The sequence below is a fragment of the Paenibacillus sp. 7523-1 genome (genome assembly GCF_002276415.1).
Taxonomy (GTDB): domain Bacteria; phylum Bacillota; class Bacilli; order Paenibacillales; family Paenibacillaceae; genus Paenibacillus; species Paenibacillus illinoisensis_A.
Genome location: NZ_NPBR01000008.1, coordinates 223,584 through 244,444 on the forward strand (window position 1 = coordinate 223,584; position 20,861 = coordinate 244,444).

Genomic DNA, 20,861 nt, shown 5'->3' on the forward strand with positions numbered 1-20,861 from the left:
GTCATCCATTTCCCTATGATTTATCCATTTGTCTTCTGAAAGTGGCTCATAAAGTCTGTCAGTGCCTTAACACTCTCATAAGGCGCTGCATTGTAGATGGATGCACGAAGGCCTCCAACACTGCGGTGTCCTTTTAATCCAACGAACCCTTCCTGTTCGGAAGCTTTAATGAATTGTTTCTCCAATTCTTCCGAAGCAAGGCGGAATGTCACGTTCATCAGGGAACGGTCAGCAGTCTCAACACAGCCGCGATAGAAGTCGCCTGAGGTATCAATGGTATTATAGAGCAATTCCGCTTTCTTGATGTTCTTTTGTTCGATCCCTTTCAGTCCACCTTGTTCTTCAATCCATTTCAGAACTTCATTGACCATGTAAACAGAGAAAGAAGGCGGGGTATTATACAGGGAATTGTTTTCGGTATGTGTGCTGTAACGAAGCATCGTTGGAATCGTTTTTGGCGATTCGCTTACCAGCTCCTCCCGAGCAATTACCACTGTAATCCCGGATGGTCCAAGGTTTTTCTGTGCACCCGCATAAATCATACCAAACTGATTAAGATCGAATGGTTTACAGAAAATATCACTCGACATGTCAGCAATTAAAGGTACAGATCCCGTGTCCGGGAAAGACTTGAACTGTGTACCCTCGATCGTTTCATTGGATGTCAGATGTACATAAGCTGTGCGGTCAGGCAAACTCAGGTTCGATACATCAGGCAATTTCATGTATTTATCAGCCTCGGAAGAAGCTGCAATGTGGGTTTCACCAATCAGCTTCGCTTCAGACAACGCTTTTTTCGCCCAGCTGCCTGTCATGACATAGCTTGCAGTTTGGCCTGCCCCTAGAAGGTTCATCGGCAGCATGGCGAACTGGGTGCTCGCTCCGCCTTGAAGAAACAGTACCTTGTATCCCTTCGGATTGCCTAAGAGCGACAACAAACGCTCTTGAGCTTCATTATGTACGGACTCGTACACTGCCCCACGGTGAGACATCTCCATAATCGACATGCCTGTGTTACGAAAATCAACAAATTCTGCTTGCGCACGCTCCAAAACCTCCAGTGGCAGTGCCGCTGGTCCTGCATTAAAATTATACGCTCTCTTTGTCATTTTTCCCCCACCCTTTCCATCCGTAGCTTACATATGAAGTGAATATTATCGCTATGATATCAGTATTCCCTATCCGCATCAAGGGCAATAAGCACTGAAGCTAGCATTTAAGGTCATCAAAATACTTTATCACCCTGCAAAGTTAACGTGCTGCATCGTCCATTCATGGAAAAGCCTCCGAGAGCGAGTCCCGGAGGCTTAAATTGTAGGTACACTTGTTTCGATCGGATTAGCAATCGAAGTAAAGGCTGTACTCGTGTGGATGAATGCGAATCGCTACAGCTTTTGCTTCATCACGTTTGAGGTTGATGTAGTTCTCGATGAATTCTTTAGTGAAGACGCCGCCTTCAGTCAAGAACTCGTTGTCTGCTGCCAGGGCATCAAGCGCCTCTTCCAGGGAAGCTGGAACGCTGCGGATGTTTTCTTTGTCAGCATCTGACAAGTCATAGATGTTTTTGTCGAGTGGACCGTAACCAAGCTCAGTTGGGTTGATTTTGCGTTTGATTCCGTCCAGACCCGCCATCAGCATTGCGGAGAATGCCAGGTAAGGGTTGGCAGTGGAGTCAGGCGTACGGAACTCGATACGACAACCTTTAGGTGTCACAGCTGCAACCGGGATACGTACTGCTGCAGAGCGGTTACCTTTGGAGTAAACCAGGTTTACCGGTGCTTCGTAACCAGGTACAAGACGTTTGAATGAGTTTGTACTTGGGTTAGTCAACGCAATCAGCGCTGGTGCGTGATACAGAATTCCTCCAATGTAGTGCAGAGCCATTTCGCTCAGGTTTGCATATCCCGCTTTGTCGTAGAACAATGGGGAATCGCCATCGAAGATGGATTGGTGAACGTGCATTCCGCTACCATTATCACCGAACAATGGTTTCGGCATGAATGTAGCTACTTTGCCATATTGACGTGCAGTGTTATGCACGATGTATTTGTATACAAGCAGGTTATCTGCTGTTTTCTTCAACGTATCAAAACGGAAGTTGATTTCGGCTTGACCAGCTGTTGCCACTTCGTGGTGATGACGTTCGATCGACAGGCCAGCTTCTTCCAACAAACGACACATTTCACTACGGATATCTTGTTGAGTATCCACTGGTGCTACAGGTACATATCCGCCTTTAGTGCGAACTTTGAAGCCCAGGTTACCGCCTTCTTCCTTGCGGTTCGTGTTCCAAGATGCTTCTTCGGAATCAACGTAGTAGGAAGAGCTGTTCGTGCCGCTCTCATAACGTACATCGTCGAAGATGAAGAATTCGGACTCAGGTGCGAAGAATGCTGCTGTACCTACACCGCTCTCTTTCAGGAAAGCTTCAGCTTTAACAGCGATGCTGCGTGGGTCGCGCTCATAGCGCTCACCATCTGGTGTAAAGATATCACACATAACATTCAATGTAGGGTGTGCAGTGAACGGATCGACATAAGTCGCTTCAGGATCTGGCATCATAACCATATCGGACTCTTCAATTCCACGGAAACCTTGGATAGAAGAACCGTCAAAAGCTACTCCATTTACGAATGTGTCTGCATCAACAGCCGAAGCTGGCAACGAGATGTGATGTGCACGACCAGCTAAATCTACAAAACGAAAATCTACCCACTCGATGTTGTTCTCTTGAATTGATTTCAATACGTTTTCAACCGACATGTATTCGTCCTCCCAAATATTCCGAACAATAAACAACCCCACGAAAGAAAATGTCCATATTCGAATTTTTTTCTGTCGTCATTATAAATTCTTAAACATGACATCGTCAATACTTATGTAAGGTATTTTTTGCGACTATGTTAGCTATACTTACATTTTATAAATCTGCTAAATTCACTTAACAACGTATTTATTATACATTTAACCGAGTTAATGCGGTAAAGCAACCATAATAACATCCTAAAACATGGGAAAAACATTACATCATAAATGTTTCTTATCACTATTGATTAATAAATGTATTCAATCCCCCTATGATATGAAAAACCGGACATCCCCCCTGCTTCATTCTCAAGAATGAAACGAGGGAAATGTCCGATTGTATCGTGGCTAACTATAAGATTAGACGCCCACTCTTGCCGGGAAAAACTCAGCAGGTTGTTTGGCTGTATTAAACGTTTTGCCCACGATTGGAGCGAGTTTCTCCAGATCCTGCAGCAAGTTGGCGAATTGGTCAGGGAACAGGGATTGTACACCGTCGCCTGTCATGGAGTTGTCTGGATCTGTGTGCATCTCGATAATCAGTCCATTGGCACCAGCAGCCACAGAAGCTTTCGTCATCGGTTCTACCAGTTCACGGCGTCCTGTACCATGGCTAGGATCGGAAATGACAGGCAGATGGCTAAGAGACTGCAGCACAGGAATCGCCGACAGATCGAGCGTATTGCGAGTATAGGACTCAAACGTACGAATGCCGCGCTCACAGAGCATTACATTAGGGTTACCGCCGGCAAGGATGTACTCAGCTGCATTCAATAGCTCATCGTATGTCGCACTGAAGCCGCGTTTCAGCAATACGGGTTTGCCGCATTCGCCCAGCTTACGCAGCAAGTCGAAGTTTTGCATGTTCCGGGTACCGACTTGAAGAATATCCGCGTACTCCGCACAAATATCCACGTATTCCGGAGTCATGACTTCCGTGATGGTCAGCAGGTCATGTTTCTTACCAGCTTCAGCCATCATGATGAGCCCTTCTACACCTGTTCCCTGGAAACTGTAAGGACCGGTACGAGGTTTAAATGCACCACCGCGCAATACCTGGCCACCAGCAGCTTTCACGAGACCGGCAATTTCATCAATTTGGGCAGCAGATTCAACCGCACATGGTCCACCCATAACGACGAGTTCTTTTCCGCCGATATCCACTCCCTTAATGGAGATGACTGTATCTTCAGGGTGGAAGTCACGGCTGGCCAATTTGTAGGATTTAGAGATCCTTACGACATTCTCTACACCTTTCATTTGACGAAGGTGCTCCTGCATTTTAGGTTCCACTTTGCCAATCAACCCGATAATGGTACGATCCTCTCCGCGGGAGATATGCACCTGAAGCCCTTCCTTTTCAATCACAGCGACGATATCCTGAATCTGTTCCTCCGGTGTTGCCTTACCTGCAATAACGATCATAATTAATTCCCATCCTTCCTTGTATGAGAGCACCAAACTGTTTCGATGCGCATCTGATTATAATTAAAAGTTCTGTCACGCTTAAACGCTTGTTCGCTTTTAAGCTTTTATCCACTAAAGTAAATATATCATAGTCTGCCATTCTCGTCAAGATGACTACAGGGATGCTTAATACAAAAAAATCCTGTGCCGCATGCCCAGATTCAAGGCTGCAACACAGGATTCATCGATATTTGTTACGTTGTGCGGGTCTTCTCCCGCACTGGGGGCAGCAGTTTGCTCATGTTGACGGTACGCTTAATTTCCCACGTCTCCGGTTGATCATGCTCATATTGCTCCAGATAACTGATAACTTCCTTCGTAATCGGTGTCGGCGTCGAAGCACCTGAAGTTACGGCTACCTTGTTTACCCCTTTCAGCCATTCCTGCTTGATCTCGGACACATCCGATACCCGGTAGGCCGTTACACCCGCAATCTCTTCCGATACTTGTGCAAGCCGGTTCGAGTTGTTACTGCGCGGGTCACCCACAACGATAACCAGATCAGACTGACCTGCCTGCTCAGCCACTGCTTCCTGACGAACTTGGGTAGCCAGGCATATCTCGTTATGAATTTCAGCGCCAGGGAATTTCTCCAGAAGACGGCTCATGATGTGTTTGATATCCCATTGGCTCATCGTCGTCTGATTGGTAATGAGAATCTTGCCAGCTGGCACATTCAGTGCATCAATCTCTTCTTCCTTCTCAATCAGATGCACCTGGTCAGGCGCAACTCCAATAGCCCCTTCAGGTTCAGGGTGATTCTTTTTGCCGATATAGATGATCTGATAACCTTCAGCCGTTTTCTCCCGGATCAGGTCATGCGTCTTGGTTACATCCGGACATGTGGCATCTACTGTAGTGAGCCCTTTGTCCCGCGCCATCTTGCGTACCTCAGGAGATACACCGTGGGCCGTAAAGATGACCGTACCGCTCTCTACCTGACTCAGGATTTCAATCCGGTTCGGACCATCCAGTGTAATGATCCCCTCATCTTCAAAGGAATCCGTCACATGTTTGTTATGCACAATCATACCCAATATATATATAGGCCGTGGTAAATCAAGATTACGTGCTGCCTGACGTGCCAATACCATGGCATCCACAACTCCGTAACAATACCCTCGCGGCGAAATTCGCAGTACTTCCACTTGGTTGCCACCCGCTTTCTTTTTCAGCATCACTGCCGATGTAATTGCAGTCCAGTCTATTATACCTTTATTCGATAGGTGGAGCAAAGACAACTGGCATCCAGATGATGAAAGTCGTTCCTTCACCGCGTCTGGTCACGACCTCAACGGAGCCCATATGCTCCTCAATAATCCATTTAGCAATGGATAACCCCAGTCCAATGCCCGGTGTAGCTCCGCGTGATTCATCCGCACGATAGAAACGATCGAAGATAAACGGCACCTCGTCCTTATCCATACCGATCCCCGTATCACTGATCCGGAGACCAACCTGCCCTTTGTATAGGATGGCGTCAAGCGTTACAGATCCGTCCGGAGTGTATTTGAACGCATTTTCAATGAAAATAAAGAGCATCTGCTGAAGATAGTCTTTGCTGCCGTTCACATAAATTCCATTTAAAATCGATAAATCGCCAACCCGCCATTCGGCGTGGTGATCCAGGAAATGTGCTCTGCGAGCTACTTCTTGCACCAGAATTTGCAGCGGTATCGGATTCAGTTCTATTTTCTGTCCTGTATCGGCCCTTGCCAGGGAGAGCATGTCACTAATCAACCTGCTCATGCGTTTGCCTTCGTCCGCCATGTCTTCAATCGCTTCAAGCGACATCTCCTTGACGGTCTCCTCGTCCAGATTCGGTCGGTCATTACCTTCCTGATCCCATAACTTTTTCAGGAAATCGACATTCCCTCGAATCGTGGTCAGCGGTGTACGCAGCTCATGAGAGGCATCGGACACAAATCTTCGCTGAGCAGCATTAGTCTCCTCCAGGCCGCGGAAGGACAGTTCTGTCCGTTCGAGCATGTTATTCACCGTTTCAATCAGGCGGCCGATTTCATCCTTGGGACCCGTATATTGTATCCGGACACTCAGATCGTCACCGGATTGAATCTGATTGGCTGCATCGATGACATTGACGAGGGGACGCATCGATTTGCGGGCAAGAATGAGACCTGAAGTAATTGCCAGTGCCATGGCGACAAGCCAGCCAAAGATCAGAATGTTAAGCAGCGCCTCCAGCAATCGTTCCTGTGAACTTACATTGGCACCGACCTGAAGAAGTCCCCGGATTTCATTGGTTCCCTGGAGGGACAAGGGCTGCTGATTGACCAAGAATGGCGTCCCATTCACGTATATCTTGGATATCCCGCGTTTTTCAAGAATTTCATTCGTCTTCAACACCGGAAATTGGATGCGAACCTTCTCCATGTTTCCGGAGATCTTGCCAGACTGACTTTGGTAATCCCAGAGTTGAATGTAAATTTGGGCTTCCTGCAGCTGACTCTCGGTAAATGGGTCCAGATCAAGCGTCTGAGATAAAGGGTTAACCCCGATCTGGTCCGTAATTCGTGCACTCTTTGACTTTAACTGCTGTTCGACTTCCTGATACGTATTGAAATAAACAAAGGCATAGATTACGACACCCCAAAAAATAAGCACAGCTGCCAAGATGCCAGAATACCATGCGGTTAGTTTTAACCGAATGGACATGTCAGGAGTCACCTCTCAGAATATAACCCGCTCCACGAATCGTTTGGATTAAGCGTTTGCCTCCATACTCTTCCGTTTTTTGCCGGAGCATCGCAATATATACTTCCAGTACGTTTGACTCCCCGCTATAATCATAGCCCCAGATCTTATCCATAATCAGGTCACGGGAGAGCACTCTTTTCGGATTTTGCATAAACAAGTTCAATAGTTCGAATTCCTTCGCTGTCAGCTCAAGGCGTTTCCCGTCACGCAGCACTTCGCGTGAGTCATTATCCAATATAATATCTTCGTAGACGAGCCGGTTATCCGGCGTTTCTGCAATATCCGATTTACGACGCAGCAAGGCGCGGACACGGGCCAGTAATTCTTCCAGTGCGAATGGCTTCACCAGATAATCATCCGCTCCGGTATCCAGGCCAGTCACCCGGCTCTGAACCTCGTCCTTCGCGGTTAACATGAGCACAGGTACTTTGCTTCCTGCTTCCCTTAAACGGCGACATACTTCGAAACCGTCGATCTGAGGCATCATGACATCCAGCACCACTACATCCGGTTCCTTATCCATCAATTTACTGAGACCCTCAGCCCCATTGGAAGCAGTCTGTACCTCATAACCTTCAAACGCCAGCCCCCGGCGGAGCATGGACACGATTTTTTCATCATCATCCACAATCAAAATAGTTGAGCGCATGGTCTTTCTCCTTTATTCTCACATTTTAATCTCATTGTAACAGCCAAAAGCCCAGTCTGCATCTTGGCCGCATTTTTCGCTTCTCCAAGCCTTGCTTGGTATCATAATCATGCCTTCATTAGGACAAAAAAAGCGAAAGGGCCCTCAAACCCTTCCGCTCTTCTGAATCTCGAACCACCATTCAAGTTATGGTTGTGTTTGTTGCTGTTGATCCGATGTTTGTGAAGTATCATAGTCGTTTTTGTTGCCGATTTTGATTTTGATATCCATCTTCTTGCCATCGCGCACCACATTCAGCGTAACTTCGCTGCCGATTTCCTGGGTTTTGATAAAATCAATCAGGTCTTGGCTTGTGCTGTACGGCGTTCCATTCGCACCCGTGATGATATCATAAGCACGCAGATCGGCTTGGTAAGCCGGAGATTGATAGATGGTGCTGGCTACGACAGAACCTTCAGTAATATCCGTTCCCATTTGTTTCGCTACTTCAGGCGTCAGCGCCATCAGGGACGCACCGATAAACGGTACCGGCTCTTTTGGAACTTCTTTGTTTTCTTTCAGATATTTTACGGCATCCGATATGACGCTTGAAGGGATCGCAAATCCAATACCTTGCGCATCAGCGCTAACAGCTACGTTCATACCGATGACTTCACCGTTAAGGTTAAGCAGCGGACCACCAGAGTTACCTGGGTTAATCGACGCATCGGTTTGCAGAAGATGGCTGTATTCGCGGGTTTTACCTGTTTCTTCGTCCGGAATGCTGATTGTACGTTCTTTGGCACTCAGTACACCTGCAGTAACAGTGTGCTCGAACCCTTCTGGGTTACCAATGGCAACAAGCCATTCACCAACTTGTGTGCTGTTTGAGTCGCCAAGCGGAGCAACAGGGAAATCATCGTCACCGCTGTTTTTCTCGATTTTCAATACGGCAAGGTCAAGATCGAAGCTGCTTCCCAGCAGTTTGGCTTCGTAAGGTTTGCTGTTGTTCTCCAGTGTAACCTGAATGACATCTGCCCCTTGAACAACGTGCTGGTTTGTCAGGATATATCCTTCTTTGTCAAAAATAAATCCGGAACCAATGCCGAGCGGCACAAGCTGATTGCTTCCCTGTTGCTGCTGCTGTTGGCCTTGGTTGCTATCCGTTCCGCCGCTTCCGTTACCTCCATTACCGAAGAAGTATTGATACAACGGATCACTCATCGTGGATCCACCTTGGCTTCCACTGCGTGTGGACTGCTTAGCCAATGTTTCAATCTTAACAACCGCAGGACTTGTACTCGTCACTACAGAAGAGACATCCTCTTTACCTGTTGGCAGAAGCGATGCAGTTACATTATTGCTGCTGCCCGTATTCGTAGAAGTCGATTCCTGATTTGTGCTTTGATTCTCTGCACTTGTTAAGGCTTCTTGCGGAGTAAACATGTTCGTGCGGTCTGCCGTGTACATCAGTACTGTAATGACCAACATCCCTGCTATAAAGGAAAACAATAATGATCTGACCGAGGAGCGAGGCTTACGGTTGTTGTAGTTCCAGTTTCCATTACCGTTTTTGCCACCGTTGCCACCATCTCCACCGTTTCCGGAACCGCTGCCTCCGTTGCCGCGGCCCGCCTGTTCGGAAGATCCGTTATTATAATACATCGGAAGCGGCTTGACAGGATCGGGTCTTGTAATCTGTACATTACCCTCTTCACGCTCGCTAGAGTTCACATGACTGCTTGCTGTATCTTCCTGATTCACGGACTGAAAAGGTCCATAAGAATAATAGTAAGAGGATTCGTCCGTTCCGGATGTATTGCGGTTATCCGCTTGCTTTGTTTGGTCTTCCTCGTCTTGACGGTTCGGTCTGTAATTACGTTCGTCCATGCTTTCTACCTCCCAATCTCTTCTTCACAAGAGATATTCTTTAACTGTCCTTATTTTGTACTTTAAACCTTAACCGTACCTTAAAAACAATTAAAAAGGAGATAAAAGCACGCAATAATAGAACATTTTTCCCGTTAAATCAGCATTTTAATCCTTGTTCTTCACCCAACCCTGACGATGCGCATAAATGGCCAGTTGTGTCCGATCATCCATTTCACATTTCATTAACAGGTTGCTTACATGTGTTTTAACGGTTTTGATACTAATATGTAGTTCTTCTCCAATATCTTTGTTGGTTTTGCCTTCTGCAATGAGCAAAAGAACTTCCTTCTCCCGTTCGGTCAGACCGGATTCGTTCTCTCTCGCCGTGCGCTGCCTGATTCCCCGGGTTAACGCCTGGGACACATCTCCCGTCATGACAGGCATTCCCCGATAGGCTCCCTGAAGCGCATAGATTAGTTCTTCAGCAGATACAGTCTTCAGGACATAGCTAACAGCTCCCGCCTCAATGGCCTGCACCACCAGATCATCCTCGAGAAAACTTGTAAGCATAACTATTTTGGAACCCGGAAATTCACTCATGATGGCTTGCGTAGCCTCGGCCCCGTTCATAACAGGCATCATCAGGTCCATCAATATAAGATCAGGCATCTCACTCTGATCCAGCTTGCGGAGCTGGTTAAGCGCATCCTGTCCATTTCCCGCTTCTCCCATGACATGAAATGTCGGCTCAAGCATCAAGTACGTTTTTAAGCCCATTCTCACCATATCGTGATCGTCCACAATCATTACATTCACTTTTCCGTTCATTCCGTTTCCCCCTCTGGTTCATCCGGGAATTTCGGGATAAGCACCCGTACTGTCGTTCCCGCTCCCGGTTTCGAAATAATCTGGACATCCCCGCCAAGCTTTTCTGCCCGTTCACGCATGGTGGACAATCCATAGGATCCTGGCCGCTCAACTTGCTGCATGAAGCCCTGACCGTCATCGCTTATGCTCATGCTGATCTGATGCTCGCTCTCCCTTATGGACAGACTAACAAGGCCAGCCTCCGCATGTTTCACTACATTGGCAACGGCCTCCTGAATAACAAGAAACAGCTGGTGCTCGATGGCATCGGAGACGCCGCCATCCAGTTCCAGCTCTTTCACTCCCTTTAATCCATTCTGTCTGCAATAATCAGGGAACCATCGATCCAGTGCCTCAGCCAGGTCCCTTCCTTCAAGTTCCACCGGACGAAGCTGTGCAATAAGACCACGCATCTGACGTTGTGCAATATGCGACATTTGGATTAATTGGTCCAGTACTTTGTTTCCGTGCTCCGGATTCATCTCCAGCAGTTTGGGCAGGGAAGACGCTGACATATGAATGGCGAACAACTGCTGGCTGACCGTATCATGCAGGTCCCTCGCCATCCGTCTGCGTTCTTCAAGAACGGCTCGTTCGGAAGCCTGTTCTTTCTCGATCACTTCCTGCTCACCCAGACGCTGGAGCAGTCTCATTTTTTTCTCAATCGAATCCATCATGACGTTAAACTCCTGGTATACCCGGCCGAAAGAGGCATCATCTGCCTCAGGCATGCGAACGGCCAAGTTCCCCTTGGATACTTTCAGCATATTCAGATCAAGCAGGTCGATTTTGCGTTGGAGCCGCAGTGCAGCAATATATCCGGTAACTACAGTTGCCAGCACAACAACAGCCACATACATCCATGCACGCTGTCGTCCTGTTCCCATCAATACCTCTCCGTACAGCAAGTAGAACCCGCCCAGTGTAATCAGCCCCGTCAGGGCAAAATACATCATTAGTTCCCACTTGTTGGCTTTGAGAATCGTTCGAATCATGCGTTAACCCACCTTATTTACTTTGACGTCTCCGATAAATACACTTACTACGATCCGCACCTTTTTTCCTGCTTCGCGGTAATGGGAAGTTTCCGCCTGGGCACTACTGAGGAATCCACCCCGTTTTTGGTTCAACAGCGACATATCTCCTATAAAAGAGTTCGTCGTGACAGTGACTCCCAGATCCATGTCTTCCGGCACGAATACCTTTACATCCCCAATAAATGAGGAAATGTTGATTTTGGTTTCGCCATAAGGGATCTGTGCCTTCGTCAAGTCAATAACCGTATCACCGATAAACGCCGAGATATTCATCGGTTTAAGGGTGAACACTTCCTGTCCCATGTAGAGATCACCGATAAATGCTGATTTGTTAACGGTATTTTTGCTGCCGTAATCTTCATATTCACTACCGTATCCGCCTCCGCCATCACCATAGTGGCTTCCATACCCGTTTCCATCTGGACCATGTGAATGAGTATGGCTATGGGAATGAGAATGATGCTTTTTCTTATGCTGCTGTCCCTGATGCAATTCATCTTCAGCCGCATTGGCGTATGGATCGTAATGGTTGTTTTTTGGCTCCTGTTTGGGTTTCCCAAACGTCTTTTCGAATTGCTCGTCAAAAGAAGAAGGCATTTCCAGGTCCTCGGAAGACAAGGGCTGGTAAGGTTCAGGCGGCGGAGGTGGCTGCATTTTGTCCTGATGTTTGCGATCACGGCGACGAGGCCCAATCAGAACAAACAACCCTCCTCCAATCAACATGATTGGAATGAGATAACGAATGAATTCACCCATGGAATAATCAATCCAGCCGAGATTTCGTGACAGGAAGTATCCGCCTATAGCTAGTACAATGACAGGTCCAATCATGGCATAACCGCCATTGCGACGAATTTCAGTCACTCCTTTTACGCCCCACCAGATAAGAAACAGCGGCCAATATGTTCTAAATATATATCCTATATCAATGTCATAACCCAATTGCCGAAACAAAATGATTGCACCAACGGCAATCAACGGTATGCCAACCCACCAGCGGTCTCGCATAGATCGTTTCATCGCTCATGTCTCCTTCGTCTGTATTCTGTATCCAGTGTACCTCAGACAAGGGTTCGATAACAGCGGCGGCAGGTGGAATTCATCTCGGTCTACAGACTGAGGGCAGAGGATATTTATGTAAAATTTATTGAAAACTAAAAACACCCTGGAGCGCTTGCTCCAGGGTGCCTTGAATCATTATTTATTTTTGAAATTTGCCTGCACGGCCCACTTGGCCTGTTTGTCCAGTGTTTTCTACACCGAACTCTGCATTGTATTTTTCATCAGGTGTTTGGAAATTTTCTTGTACTTTGTTTTGCTCGGATTGTTTCACTTTGCTTGCCGCAGTTTCTTGTCCAAACTCAGCATTGTACTTCTCGTTTGGCGTTTGGTACCCTTGTCCTTGTGTTCTTTTAGCCACAACGAATCACCTCTCTCTTCATATTTACGCTGCACTGCTGCTGCGCGGGGTTCGTCCCCAGTCAATATTATGTGAAGAGAACACTTCAGTTATTCATCCTTAACATCCCAGATTAAACGGCCTTGTCTAACCATGAATCCGGCACGGATTTATACACATCGATTGCTTCAGACAACTCGTCCAGCATCTTTTCCGTCAACTTTCCGTCGCCTTGTTTAATCACCTGTACCTCGACGTCCTTTTTGCCCCATTCCTTATACACTTGCTTCGTGGTCGGAAAATAAAGGTCAATTTTATTACCCTTGATGGCCGAACCTGTGTCCGCCACGATACCGTAACCATACCCGGGAATATAGAGAATGGAACCAAGCGGGAATAATTTGGGGTCAGCAGCAATGGTTGACACCGTCTCTTTGTCTCTTCGCACCTTCACTCCGGAGTAAGTAATACCATACTGAGGATGTTTTGGTCCTTTACCGGTTGACTCTACACCTGCCGTATAACCCGTCGCGGTCACCTTTTGGGTTCCCAGTACCTGTTCTGAGCGCGGCGCCATCACAGGCATGGATGGGTCGAGTACAAGCTGCTTGCCTGGGACATCCGGCTTAGGAATGACAATGGGCTGTGGAGACCACAATAAAGCCATATAGACCATCGTCGTGACCTGTACCTGATCACTGTATTCATAATCATGGATCGATACCTCGGACTGACTTTCAATCTGGCGCGTTGCAGCTTCATCCTGCCGCTTGATTACATACAGCACTTCATTTTCCTCTTCAAATGTATACGCCTCTGCCTGATTCCAGGACAATGCCAACCCAATGGACATGACCATAATTGAAATCAGAACCCGTAATTGTTTTGTTTTCATTGCGTTTTGCTTTTTCATTTTAAAACCTCCCCCTTACTGCAAAGGTTTTCCAAAAAGCAAAATGCTTATACATTTTCTACTCCACTAGGTTCCAGCACGTGAATAATAGCAAAAAAACCGTCCAGGAGCATGGATTAGGCCATGCCCTGACGGTCTTTTTCAAATGCATATATTTATATTGATCTTGTGCTGATTTCTTCTTTCAGTTGAGCTACGATTTCATCCACAGGTTTCATGCCGAGATCGCCTTCTCCGCGTTTACGCACAGACACTGATTCGGCACTGCGCTCATTCTCCCCAACAACAAACATATAAGGCATTTTTTCAAGTTGTGCCTCACGGATTTTGTATCCAAGCTTCTCGTTACGCAAATCAGCCTCAGCAGAAATTCCCGCGCGCTTCAGTTTCGCTTCCACTTCACGTGCGTAATCGTCGAAGTTTCCGGATACCGGAATGACTTTTGCTTGAACAGGAGACAGCCACAGTGGGAATGCTCCCGCAAAGTTCTCCAGCAAGAATGCAGTGAAACGTTCCATTGTACTGATTACGCCGCGGTGAATAACGACCGGCCGATGTTTCTGTCCGTCATCTCCGACATATTCCAGTTCGAATCGTTCTGGAAGCAGGAAGTCCAGTTGTACGGTGGACAATGTTTCTTCCTTGCCCAGTGCTGTTTTGATCTGCACGTCGAGTTTCGGACCATAGAATGCTGCTTCACCCTCTGCTTCATAGAAAGGCAAGTCGAGTTCTTCCACAACTTCACGCAGCATACGTTGGGACATTTCCCACATTTCATCGTTTTGGAAATATTTCTCGGTATCCTGCGGATCACGGTAAGACAGGCGGAAGCGATATTCATGAATACCAAAATCCTTGTAAACCGTTTGGATCAATTCAATAACACGAGCGAATTCTTCCTTGATCTGATCTGGACGACAGAAAATGTGGGAGTCGTTCAAGGTCATCGCACGAACGCGGTGCAAGCCAGTCAGTGCACCAGACATCTCGTACCGGTGCATCATGCCGAGCTCGGCAATCCGGATCGGCAGGTCACGGTAGCTGTGCATGCTGGACTTGTACACCATCATATGGTGCGGGCAGTTCATCGGACGGAGAACGAGTTCTTCGTTATCCATTACCATTTTAGGGAACATGTCCTCTTGGTAGTGCTCCCAGTGTCCGGATGTTTTGTATAATTCCACATTACCGAGAACCGGTGTATATACGTGCTGGTATCCAAGACTTTCTTCCAAATCCACAATGTAACGCTCCAGCGTACGACGCAGTTTGGCGCCGTTTGGCAGCCAGATTGGCAGACCTTGTCCAACCAGTTGGGAGAACGTGAACATTTCAAGCTCTTTACCCAGCTTGCGGTGATCGCGTTTACGTGCTTCCTCCAGGAAGTGCAGATGTTCATCCAGCTGAGCCTTTTTCACAAAAGCTGTACCGTAGATACGCTGCAGCATTTTGTTTTTGCTGTCACCACGCCAATACGCACCAGCGACATTCATCAATTTGAACACTTTGATCTTACCTGTGGAAGGTACGTGAGGTCCACGGCACAGATCGAAGAACTCGCCCTGCTCATAAATGGTAATCACGCTGTCTTCTGGCAGATCACGAATCAATTCGAGTTTGTAAGGATCGCCCACTTCTTCAAACGTTTTGATTGCTTCAGCGCGGCTAACTTCCTTGCGTACAATTGGCAGGTTTTCACTTACGATACGTTCCATTTCCTTCTCGATCTTTTGCAGATCTTCCGGGTTAAGCGGGTGTTCCAGGTCCATATCATAGTAAAATCCGTCTTCGATGACAGGTCCAACGCCAAGGTGAACCTCTTTGCTGCCATATAGGCGTTTCACAGCTTGAGCGAGCAAGTGAGCTGTACTATGGCGCATCACTTCAAGTCCGTCTGGTGAGTCAAAAGTTACGATCTCTACCAATGCTCCCTCGTGAAGTTTGGTCGACAAGTCCACCACAATTCCATCCAGTTTCCCAGCTACGGCGTTTTTACGCAATCCGCTGCTAATGGATGCTGCTACATCCTCAATACTGCTGCCATCGGCGTACTCACGTACTGAACCATCCGGTAGTTTAATGTTAACTGCCATTTGTCTCATTCCTCCTGTAAATGTAACCTTGTCCATCAAAATCATGGACTGATGATCTATTGCTATTCCTGCTGATTGGCAAAGAACGCAAAAAACACCCGTCCCGGCAAAGGGACGAGTGTTGTATACTCGTGGTTCCACCCTAATTCAGCTGCTTCATTTCTTGATTGAAAATACAGCCCTCATTGGCATGACGGTAACGGGCATGACCCGGCATATCCTTACTCACGGAACGATTGCATTCATCTCCGTTTTCAAAACTGCAGCTACAAAGGGGTAAACCAAACGTGGCATCCGGAGGAAATTTCAGCCTGGTTCCCTCTCTCTGCACCGACCGTGCGTATGGTCCTTGTCTTTGTCAACGCTTTTGCTTATTAGTAAAAGTTCATCCATAAAAACATGTTCGTTAATTCATGGATCAACAGTTATTATAATTGCCGAGATCACTTGCGTCAAGGCCTGACAGCAGCCCGGAACGAAGCACTTCACACTCCGGGCAATGATGGCATAATTGAACCTTGTCCTCGAAGATCTGGCGAATCGTCGATATAATCGGCAGATCGGGTGTGTTGGTATGAAGCATCACTTTTTCGGGAGATATCGATATAAGTGTGCTTACAATCATGTCTTCAATATCCATTTCCAGTTCAAGACCAGGCATCTCCACAACGACTTGCTCATCTTTTTGTACAGGGAGCTGGTTAAGCCCTGCATCCAGAACCTGAAATTCATGCGAGCCTTTGTGCACCAGATGAACCAAAGGAACTTTGGCTTCCTGAAAGAACACAAAATATTTTAACAGTCCCATGAATTCTTCGTATTGACGATCCATCCAGAATTCATCCAGTGCATACTCCACCAGTTCGTGCAGTTCCTGTTTGTATTGCTTCATTCGAAAATGAAGAATGCCTTCCAGGTGAAAGAAATGAACCTCCTCCAGATCATGTCTAAGACCATTTGCGAGGGTTAAGCGCCGTTTCTCTCGAAGCCCTGGTTGATCCAGATCACCGTTGAATAACAAGGGCATGCAGATCCGGTGTACCTTCTCAACTTCATATTCATCCATAACGGAACAGGCCTTGGAAATCATGTTTTCTACAATGGAGTGCTCCCGGGTATCCATAATGAAATCAGCCAGTCCTTTGGCAAGCAAATCACTGATCTGAGGCAGCCACTGCTGAAAATCCACGTGATTTTCATTCCCTCTGCAGACCCAGGCTGCTTTGCCGTCATTATGTTTGAAGGTGAGCCGGAAACCTCTTTTGCTTATATGTAAACCTTTGGTTTTATCTTTGATGCAGCGATAAAATTGATCTGCTTCCTCTTGCCCTGACACATCGGTCCATACGGCGAACAGCTCCACAAGAATCACTCCTTTCCTTCCTGTTCAAAGTATATGGCAAGGCCGATGGGGATATACGAAGCGGATTGATGGAAAGCGTGTCATCATTTCTCAGTATATTTGTAAAGAGGTTTGGAGTTCAGACAAAAATGTGTTATTATTTTGATAACAGTATGTTTCACGGAAAAGGGGGGAAGCCAAAATGAGACAACAACCTAGAATGCTCCGCAGTGCTTTTATCATCATTTTGTGTTTGTTCCAAGCTTTGTGCTTTCCTATTCCGATGCAGACCGAATCCGCTGTTGGGGTATCCGTTGATGCCACTTCCAATAAGGAAGTGTTATTGCAAATACCCGAAACTCAGCAAAAACCTGCTATCCGCAAATACTCGCAAGTCATGGTCAAGCTGATTGCAGTGACGAATAACAAGCCTGTATTTTTGGTGCTTGCCTTATTGCTGATGCTGCGAATTCCTACTCCGCGTCTGCCCTTTAAACCGTTGATTTGTCTGTTTAAGCGCAGATTATTTCTGCTACCCATTAAATTCACCAGTATGTATTTGTCCCTCGCCCCTCATGCACCAAGATACGTAAACGCCCTTCACTAGGCGTTGCACCGTATGTTCGGTTGCCATGCATAGAGACATCTCTGTCCAACGGACGGTGTACTTGTGCATAACTTATAACCCTTTAAGCAAACGTTAGTTAACGACAAGGTTAACCGTGTGTCACGATGTTGTATTTGTCATATCCATTTTTATTCAAAATTCAATGTATACGGCTGTGTGTCAGGAGTACCTGGCTCTGTTTGCCCGCATCATTTAATGTTCCTTCCAAATACAGATCATTCTATTTTCGGGAAATAAGCCTGTCTTCTGTGGCCAGCCCCTAATTTAAGGAGGCATACTATCCATGGATGTACGTGAAACAGATTTGCCAGGAATCGGCAAGAAGTTCCAGATTGAAACGAGCAGCGGAGATAAAATTGTGATCATTATTCATGATGATGGACGGCGTGAAATGTACCATTTTGAATACGACGATCCGGATCAAAGCATCTCCATGATTACGCTCGATGATTATGAAGCCAGACAAATTGCCGCTATCGTTGGCGGATTGACCTATAAGCCGAAACAGCTTGAAAATATTGAAGTTACTTTTGACGATCTGATTATCGAATGGTATAAAGTCGAATCCTCTTACGGAAGTATCGGTAAGTCCATCGGTGAATTGGATGTACGTCAAAACTCTGGGGCAACGGTTATTGCCGTTGTAGAGAAAAACCACAAAAAACATATCAGCCCCGGTCCTGAGGTCGTGATTACTGCTGAGTCTACAGTTGTCGCCGTTGGTGAACGCAATCAGCAGAAACTCTTCAAATCCCTCCTCCTGACCGGAAGGGGGTGAGTCGATGGATCATCTGATATTTGAAGTAGGTCTGGCGCTCGTTCTTATTGCAGCCGCTGGCCTCTTATCTGCCAAATTGCGTTTTTCGGTCGTCCCGTTTTACATTCTGATCGGGATGGCCGTCGGACCACATGCCATGAAAATATGGCATCTGGACTTCCGCTTTATTGAAAGTCAGCCATTCATCGAATTTATGGGCCGGATTGGTATCTTGTTCCTGCTCTTCTATCTCGGATTGGAGTTCTCGGTTGGACGACTGATCAAGTCAGGTAAATCGATTGCCGTTGGCGGCTCCATATACATCGGGATTAACTTTACCCTTGGATTGATCTTTGGTTTTGCTGCGGACTTCCCTCCTGCAGAAGCACTTGTTATTGCAGGTATCACAACCATATCCTCCAGTGCCATCGTGGCCAAAGTATTAGTTGATCTGAAACGAACGGCAAATCCGGAGACGGAAATGATCCTAGGTATCATCATGTTTGAAGATGTGTTCCTTGCCGTATATATTTCCATCTTGTCTGGTCTTGTGCTCAGTGATTCATCCTCGATTGGAGGCGTCATTGTATCAGCACTCATTGCACTTGGATTCATGCTCATTGTTATTATACTTGGACGGAAAGCCACACCACTGCTTAACAAGCTACTCAAAATTCGCTCTAATGAATTGTTCTCCCTAGTCGTTTTTGGAGCACTCTTCCTCGTAGCCGGATTCTCGGAAACGATTCATGTTGCTGAAGCAATTGGTGCATTACTTGTTGGTCTGGTCCTGGCAGAGACAGAACATGCCAAACGGATTGAGCATCTAATCCTGCCGTTCCGTGACTTCTTCGGAGCCATCTTCTTCTTCAGCTTCGGTTTGTCCATTGACCCTCTGTCCCTTGGCGGAGATGCCGTATGGCTGGCTTTGATTGCTGTGGTTATTACACTATTTGGTAACTTCCTGGCAGGCATGCTGGCCGGACGCAGTGCAGGACTATCTCCAAAAGCTTCTGCTAATATTGGTTTAACCATTGTATCCCGCGGTGAATTTTCGATCATCATGGCCAACATGGGTAAAGCCGGTGGACTCTTGCCGCTTCTCCAACCTTTTGCCGCGCTGTACGTACTGATTCTGGCCATTCTTGGACCACTATTAACCAAAGAGTCCAAACATGTGTTTAGAATTTTGGATAAAATATTTAAGTTCAAAGATCCCCGGAAGAAGAAAGAAGAACCGAAGGTTTTACAGAAAGAAGGATAAAACCTGTGTCTGTTCACAACAGGCACATGATCGTAACCGCGGCTCTTCGCTGATCTTTCTGTGATGAACCCAGGGAGAATGGCTCGCCAGCCGCACAAAGGAGGATGACGTATGAAAGCACCTCTGATATCGGCTAATCCGGTGCCACAAACCGCTAAAACCAGAATATCATCCACGCGCCGCTTCCTGAATCTTTTGCTGGTGATCGTAGGCGGGATTCTGGCCTCCGTGGGACTTGAATTATTCCTGCATCCCAATAAGATTATTATTGGAGGCATTACAGGCATATCTTCTCTGTTCGCCCATTGGACGGAGATGAGAATTGGATTGTTCCTGTTTTTATTCAATGTTCCATTTATATTTTTATCCTACAGGCTAGTGCAGAAGAAATTCGTACTCGTTACTGTCCTGGGTCTGGTTGTCTTTTCGATTGGTGCCATCGTGCTTCATCCCATGCCGCCTCTGGTTGAACATCCGCTGGCTGCCGCCATGTTCGGCGGACTATGTCTGGGTGTTGGAATCGGACTTGTGGTGCGGTATGGCGGGACACTGGATACGCTGGAAATCGGTGATCCGTCCTCCCGGCCACCTGAAAGGGTATTTAGCGGGAAACGGATGCTTATCGAAAAAATAATCATGCTGCTCAACTTGCTGATTCTGACAGCCGCTGGTGTTGTCTTTGGTTGGGATCAAGCGATGTACTCTGTTATTGCCTATCTTATTGCATATGAAACGGTCTATATCGCGTTCCGCGGATTTACGACCACTCGCAAATTGTACATTCTGACTACCCAAAGCTCGCAGGTTGAAAAAGCCGTTCGCAAGCGTCTGCGACGGGAACCCGGATCTCCTGTACCCTCTTCAGAATCTGCTTCCTTATTGCCTGCTGAAGGATGGATTCATCACATTCCGGGGGCATTGTACTATGAAGTTCACTTTCTGGAGATGATCTGGTTGAAATCCATTGTGCGCCATATTGATCCGCACGCTGGTATTATCACCCATCCGGAGAAATGACCCAACGACTTGAACCCCAAAAACCTCTCTCTAGCCCTGTGATAGAATATCACT

18 protein-coding genes are annotated in these 20,861 nt (G+C 46.8%); 4 read left to right on the forward strand and 14 right to left on the reverse strand.

All coding sequences use genetic code 11. The annotated features are described in order from the left end of the window. Positions 1-20: 20 nt before the first annotated feature. The 14 genes from serC to CHH60_RS10040 all read right to left on the reverse strand — a co-directional run bounded on the left by serC (position 21) and on the right by CHH60_RS10040 (position 17,171). Positions 21-1,109 (reverse strand): 3-phosphoserine/phosphohydroxythreonine transaminase, encoded by a 1,089-nt coding sequence (serC, locus tag CHH60_RS09975; protein WP_095359076.1) that lies wholly within the window; start codon positions 1,107-1,109, stop codon positions 21-23. A 229-nt stretch (positions 1,110-1,338) separates the two neighbouring features. Further along, positions 1,339-2,763, reverse strand: coding sequence for a type I glutamate--ammonia ligase (gene glnA, locus CHH60_RS09980; RefSeq protein WP_095288270.1), 1,425 nt, complete (start codon positions 2,761-2,763; stop codon positions 1,339-1,341). Positions 2,764-3,165: 402 nt separating this feature from the next. After that, entirely contained in the window at positions 3,166-4,230 is a 1,065-nt protein-coding gene (gene aroF / locus CHH60_RS09985; protein ID WP_095288271.1) for a 3-deoxy-7-phosphoheptulonate synthase, read from the reverse strand. Between the two features lie 236 nt (positions 4,231-4,466). Beyond that, complete coding sequence (locus CHH60_RS09990; RefSeq protein WP_095288433.1) at positions 4,467-5,420, reverse strand: 4-hydroxy-3-methylbut-2-enyl diphosphate reductase; 954 nt, start codon at positions 5,418-5,420, stop codon at positions 4,467-4,469. Positions 5,421-5,487: 67 nt separating this feature from the next. After that, complete coding sequence (locus tag CHH60_RS09995) at positions 5,488-6,948, reverse strand: sensor histidine kinase (protein WP_095359077.1); 1,461 nt, start codon at positions 6,946-6,948, stop codon at positions 5,488-5,490. Between the two features lies 1 nt (position 6,949). Next, positions 6,950-7,639, reverse strand: coding sequence for a response regulator transcription factor (locus CHH60_RS10000; protein ID WP_095288273.1), 690 nt, complete (start codon positions 7,637-7,639; stop codon positions 6,950-6,952). Positions 7,640-7,825: 186 nt separating this feature from the next. Continuing rightward, positions 7,826-9,508, reverse strand: coding sequence for a S1C family serine protease (locus tag CHH60_RS10005; protein ID WP_095359078.1), 1,683 nt, complete (start codon positions 9,506-9,508; stop codon positions 7,826-7,828). Positions 9,509-9,655: 147 nt separating this feature from the next. Beyond that, entirely contained in the window at positions 9,656-10,318 is a 663-nt protein-coding gene (locus CHH60_RS10010) for a response regulator (RefSeq protein WP_095359079.1), read from the reverse strand. Then, the gene (locus tag CHH60_RS10015; protein ID WP_176476025.1) at positions 10,315-11,352 is read right to left on the reverse strand and encodes a HAMP domain-containing sensor histidine kinase; all 1,038 of its coding nucleotides are present in this window, start codon (positions 11,350-11,352) and stop codon (positions 10,315-10,317) included. The genes CHH60_RS10010 and CHH60_RS10015 overlap by 4 nt, the downstream gene beginning before the upstream one ends. Positions 11,353-11,355: 3 nt before the next feature. Beyond that, positions 11,356-12,414 (reverse strand): cell wall-active antibiotics response protein LiaF, encoded by a 1,059-nt coding sequence (gene liaF, locus CHH60_RS10020; protein ID WP_095359080.1) that lies wholly within the window; start codon positions 12,412-12,414, stop codon positions 11,356-11,358. 181 nt (positions 12,415-12,595) lie between these two features. After that, positions 12,596-12,814: a hypothetical protein gene (locus CHH60_RS10025; protein ID WP_095288277.1), complete on the reverse strand. Its 219-nt coding sequence runs from the start codon at positions 12,812-12,814 to the stop codon at positions 12,596-12,598. Between the two features lie 112 nt (positions 12,815-12,926). Continuing rightward, positions 12,927-13,460: a 3D domain-containing protein gene (locus CHH60_RS30470; RefSeq protein WP_437126863.1), complete on the reverse strand. Its 534-nt coding sequence runs from the start codon at positions 13,458-13,460 to the stop codon at positions 12,927-12,929. Positions 13,461-13,861: 401 nt separating this feature from the next. Beyond that, positions 13,862-15,799 carry a threonine--tRNA ligase gene (gene thrS / locus CHH60_RS10035; protein WP_095359081.1) on the reverse strand — a complete coding sequence of 646 codons (1,938 nt, stop codon included), beginning with the start codon at positions 15,797-15,799 and terminating at the stop codon, positions 13,862-13,864. Between the two features lie 418 nt (positions 15,800-16,217). After that, entirely contained in the window at positions 16,218-17,171 is a 954-nt protein-coding gene (locus CHH60_RS10040; protein ID WP_095359082.1) for a putative sporulation protein YtxC, read from the reverse strand. Positions 17,172-17,343: 172 nt separating this feature from the next. On the opposite strand from CHH60_RS10040, the gene CHH60_RS10045 reads away from it, so the two are divergent. The 4 genes from CHH60_RS10045 (at position 17,344) to CHH60_RS10060 (ending at position 20,807) form a co-directional block, all read left to right on the forward strand. Further along, positions 17,344-17,748: a hypothetical protein gene (locus CHH60_RS10045; RefSeq protein WP_095359083.1), complete on the forward strand. Its 405-nt coding sequence runs from the start codon at positions 17,344-17,346 to the stop codon at positions 17,746-17,748. A 304-nt stretch (positions 17,749-18,052) separates the two neighbouring features. After that, positions 18,053-18,547 (forward strand): cation:proton antiporter regulatory subunit, encoded by a 495-nt coding sequence (locus CHH60_RS10050; protein ID WP_095359084.1) that lies wholly within the window; start codon positions 18,053-18,055, stop codon positions 18,545-18,547. Positions 18,548-18,551: 4 nt separating this feature from the next. Beyond that, positions 18,552-19,790, forward strand: a complete 1,239-nt coding sequence (locus tag CHH60_RS10055; protein ID WP_095359085.1) for a cation:proton antiporter — start codon at positions 18,552-18,554, stop codon at positions 19,788-19,790. 111 nt (positions 19,791-19,901) lie between these two features. After that, on the forward strand, positions 19,902-20,807 hold the full coding sequence (locus CHH60_RS10060; protein ID WP_095359086.1) for a YitT family protein: 906 nt from the start codon (positions 19,902-19,904) through the stop codon (positions 20,805-20,807). Positions 20,808-20,861: the final 54 nt, after the last annotated feature.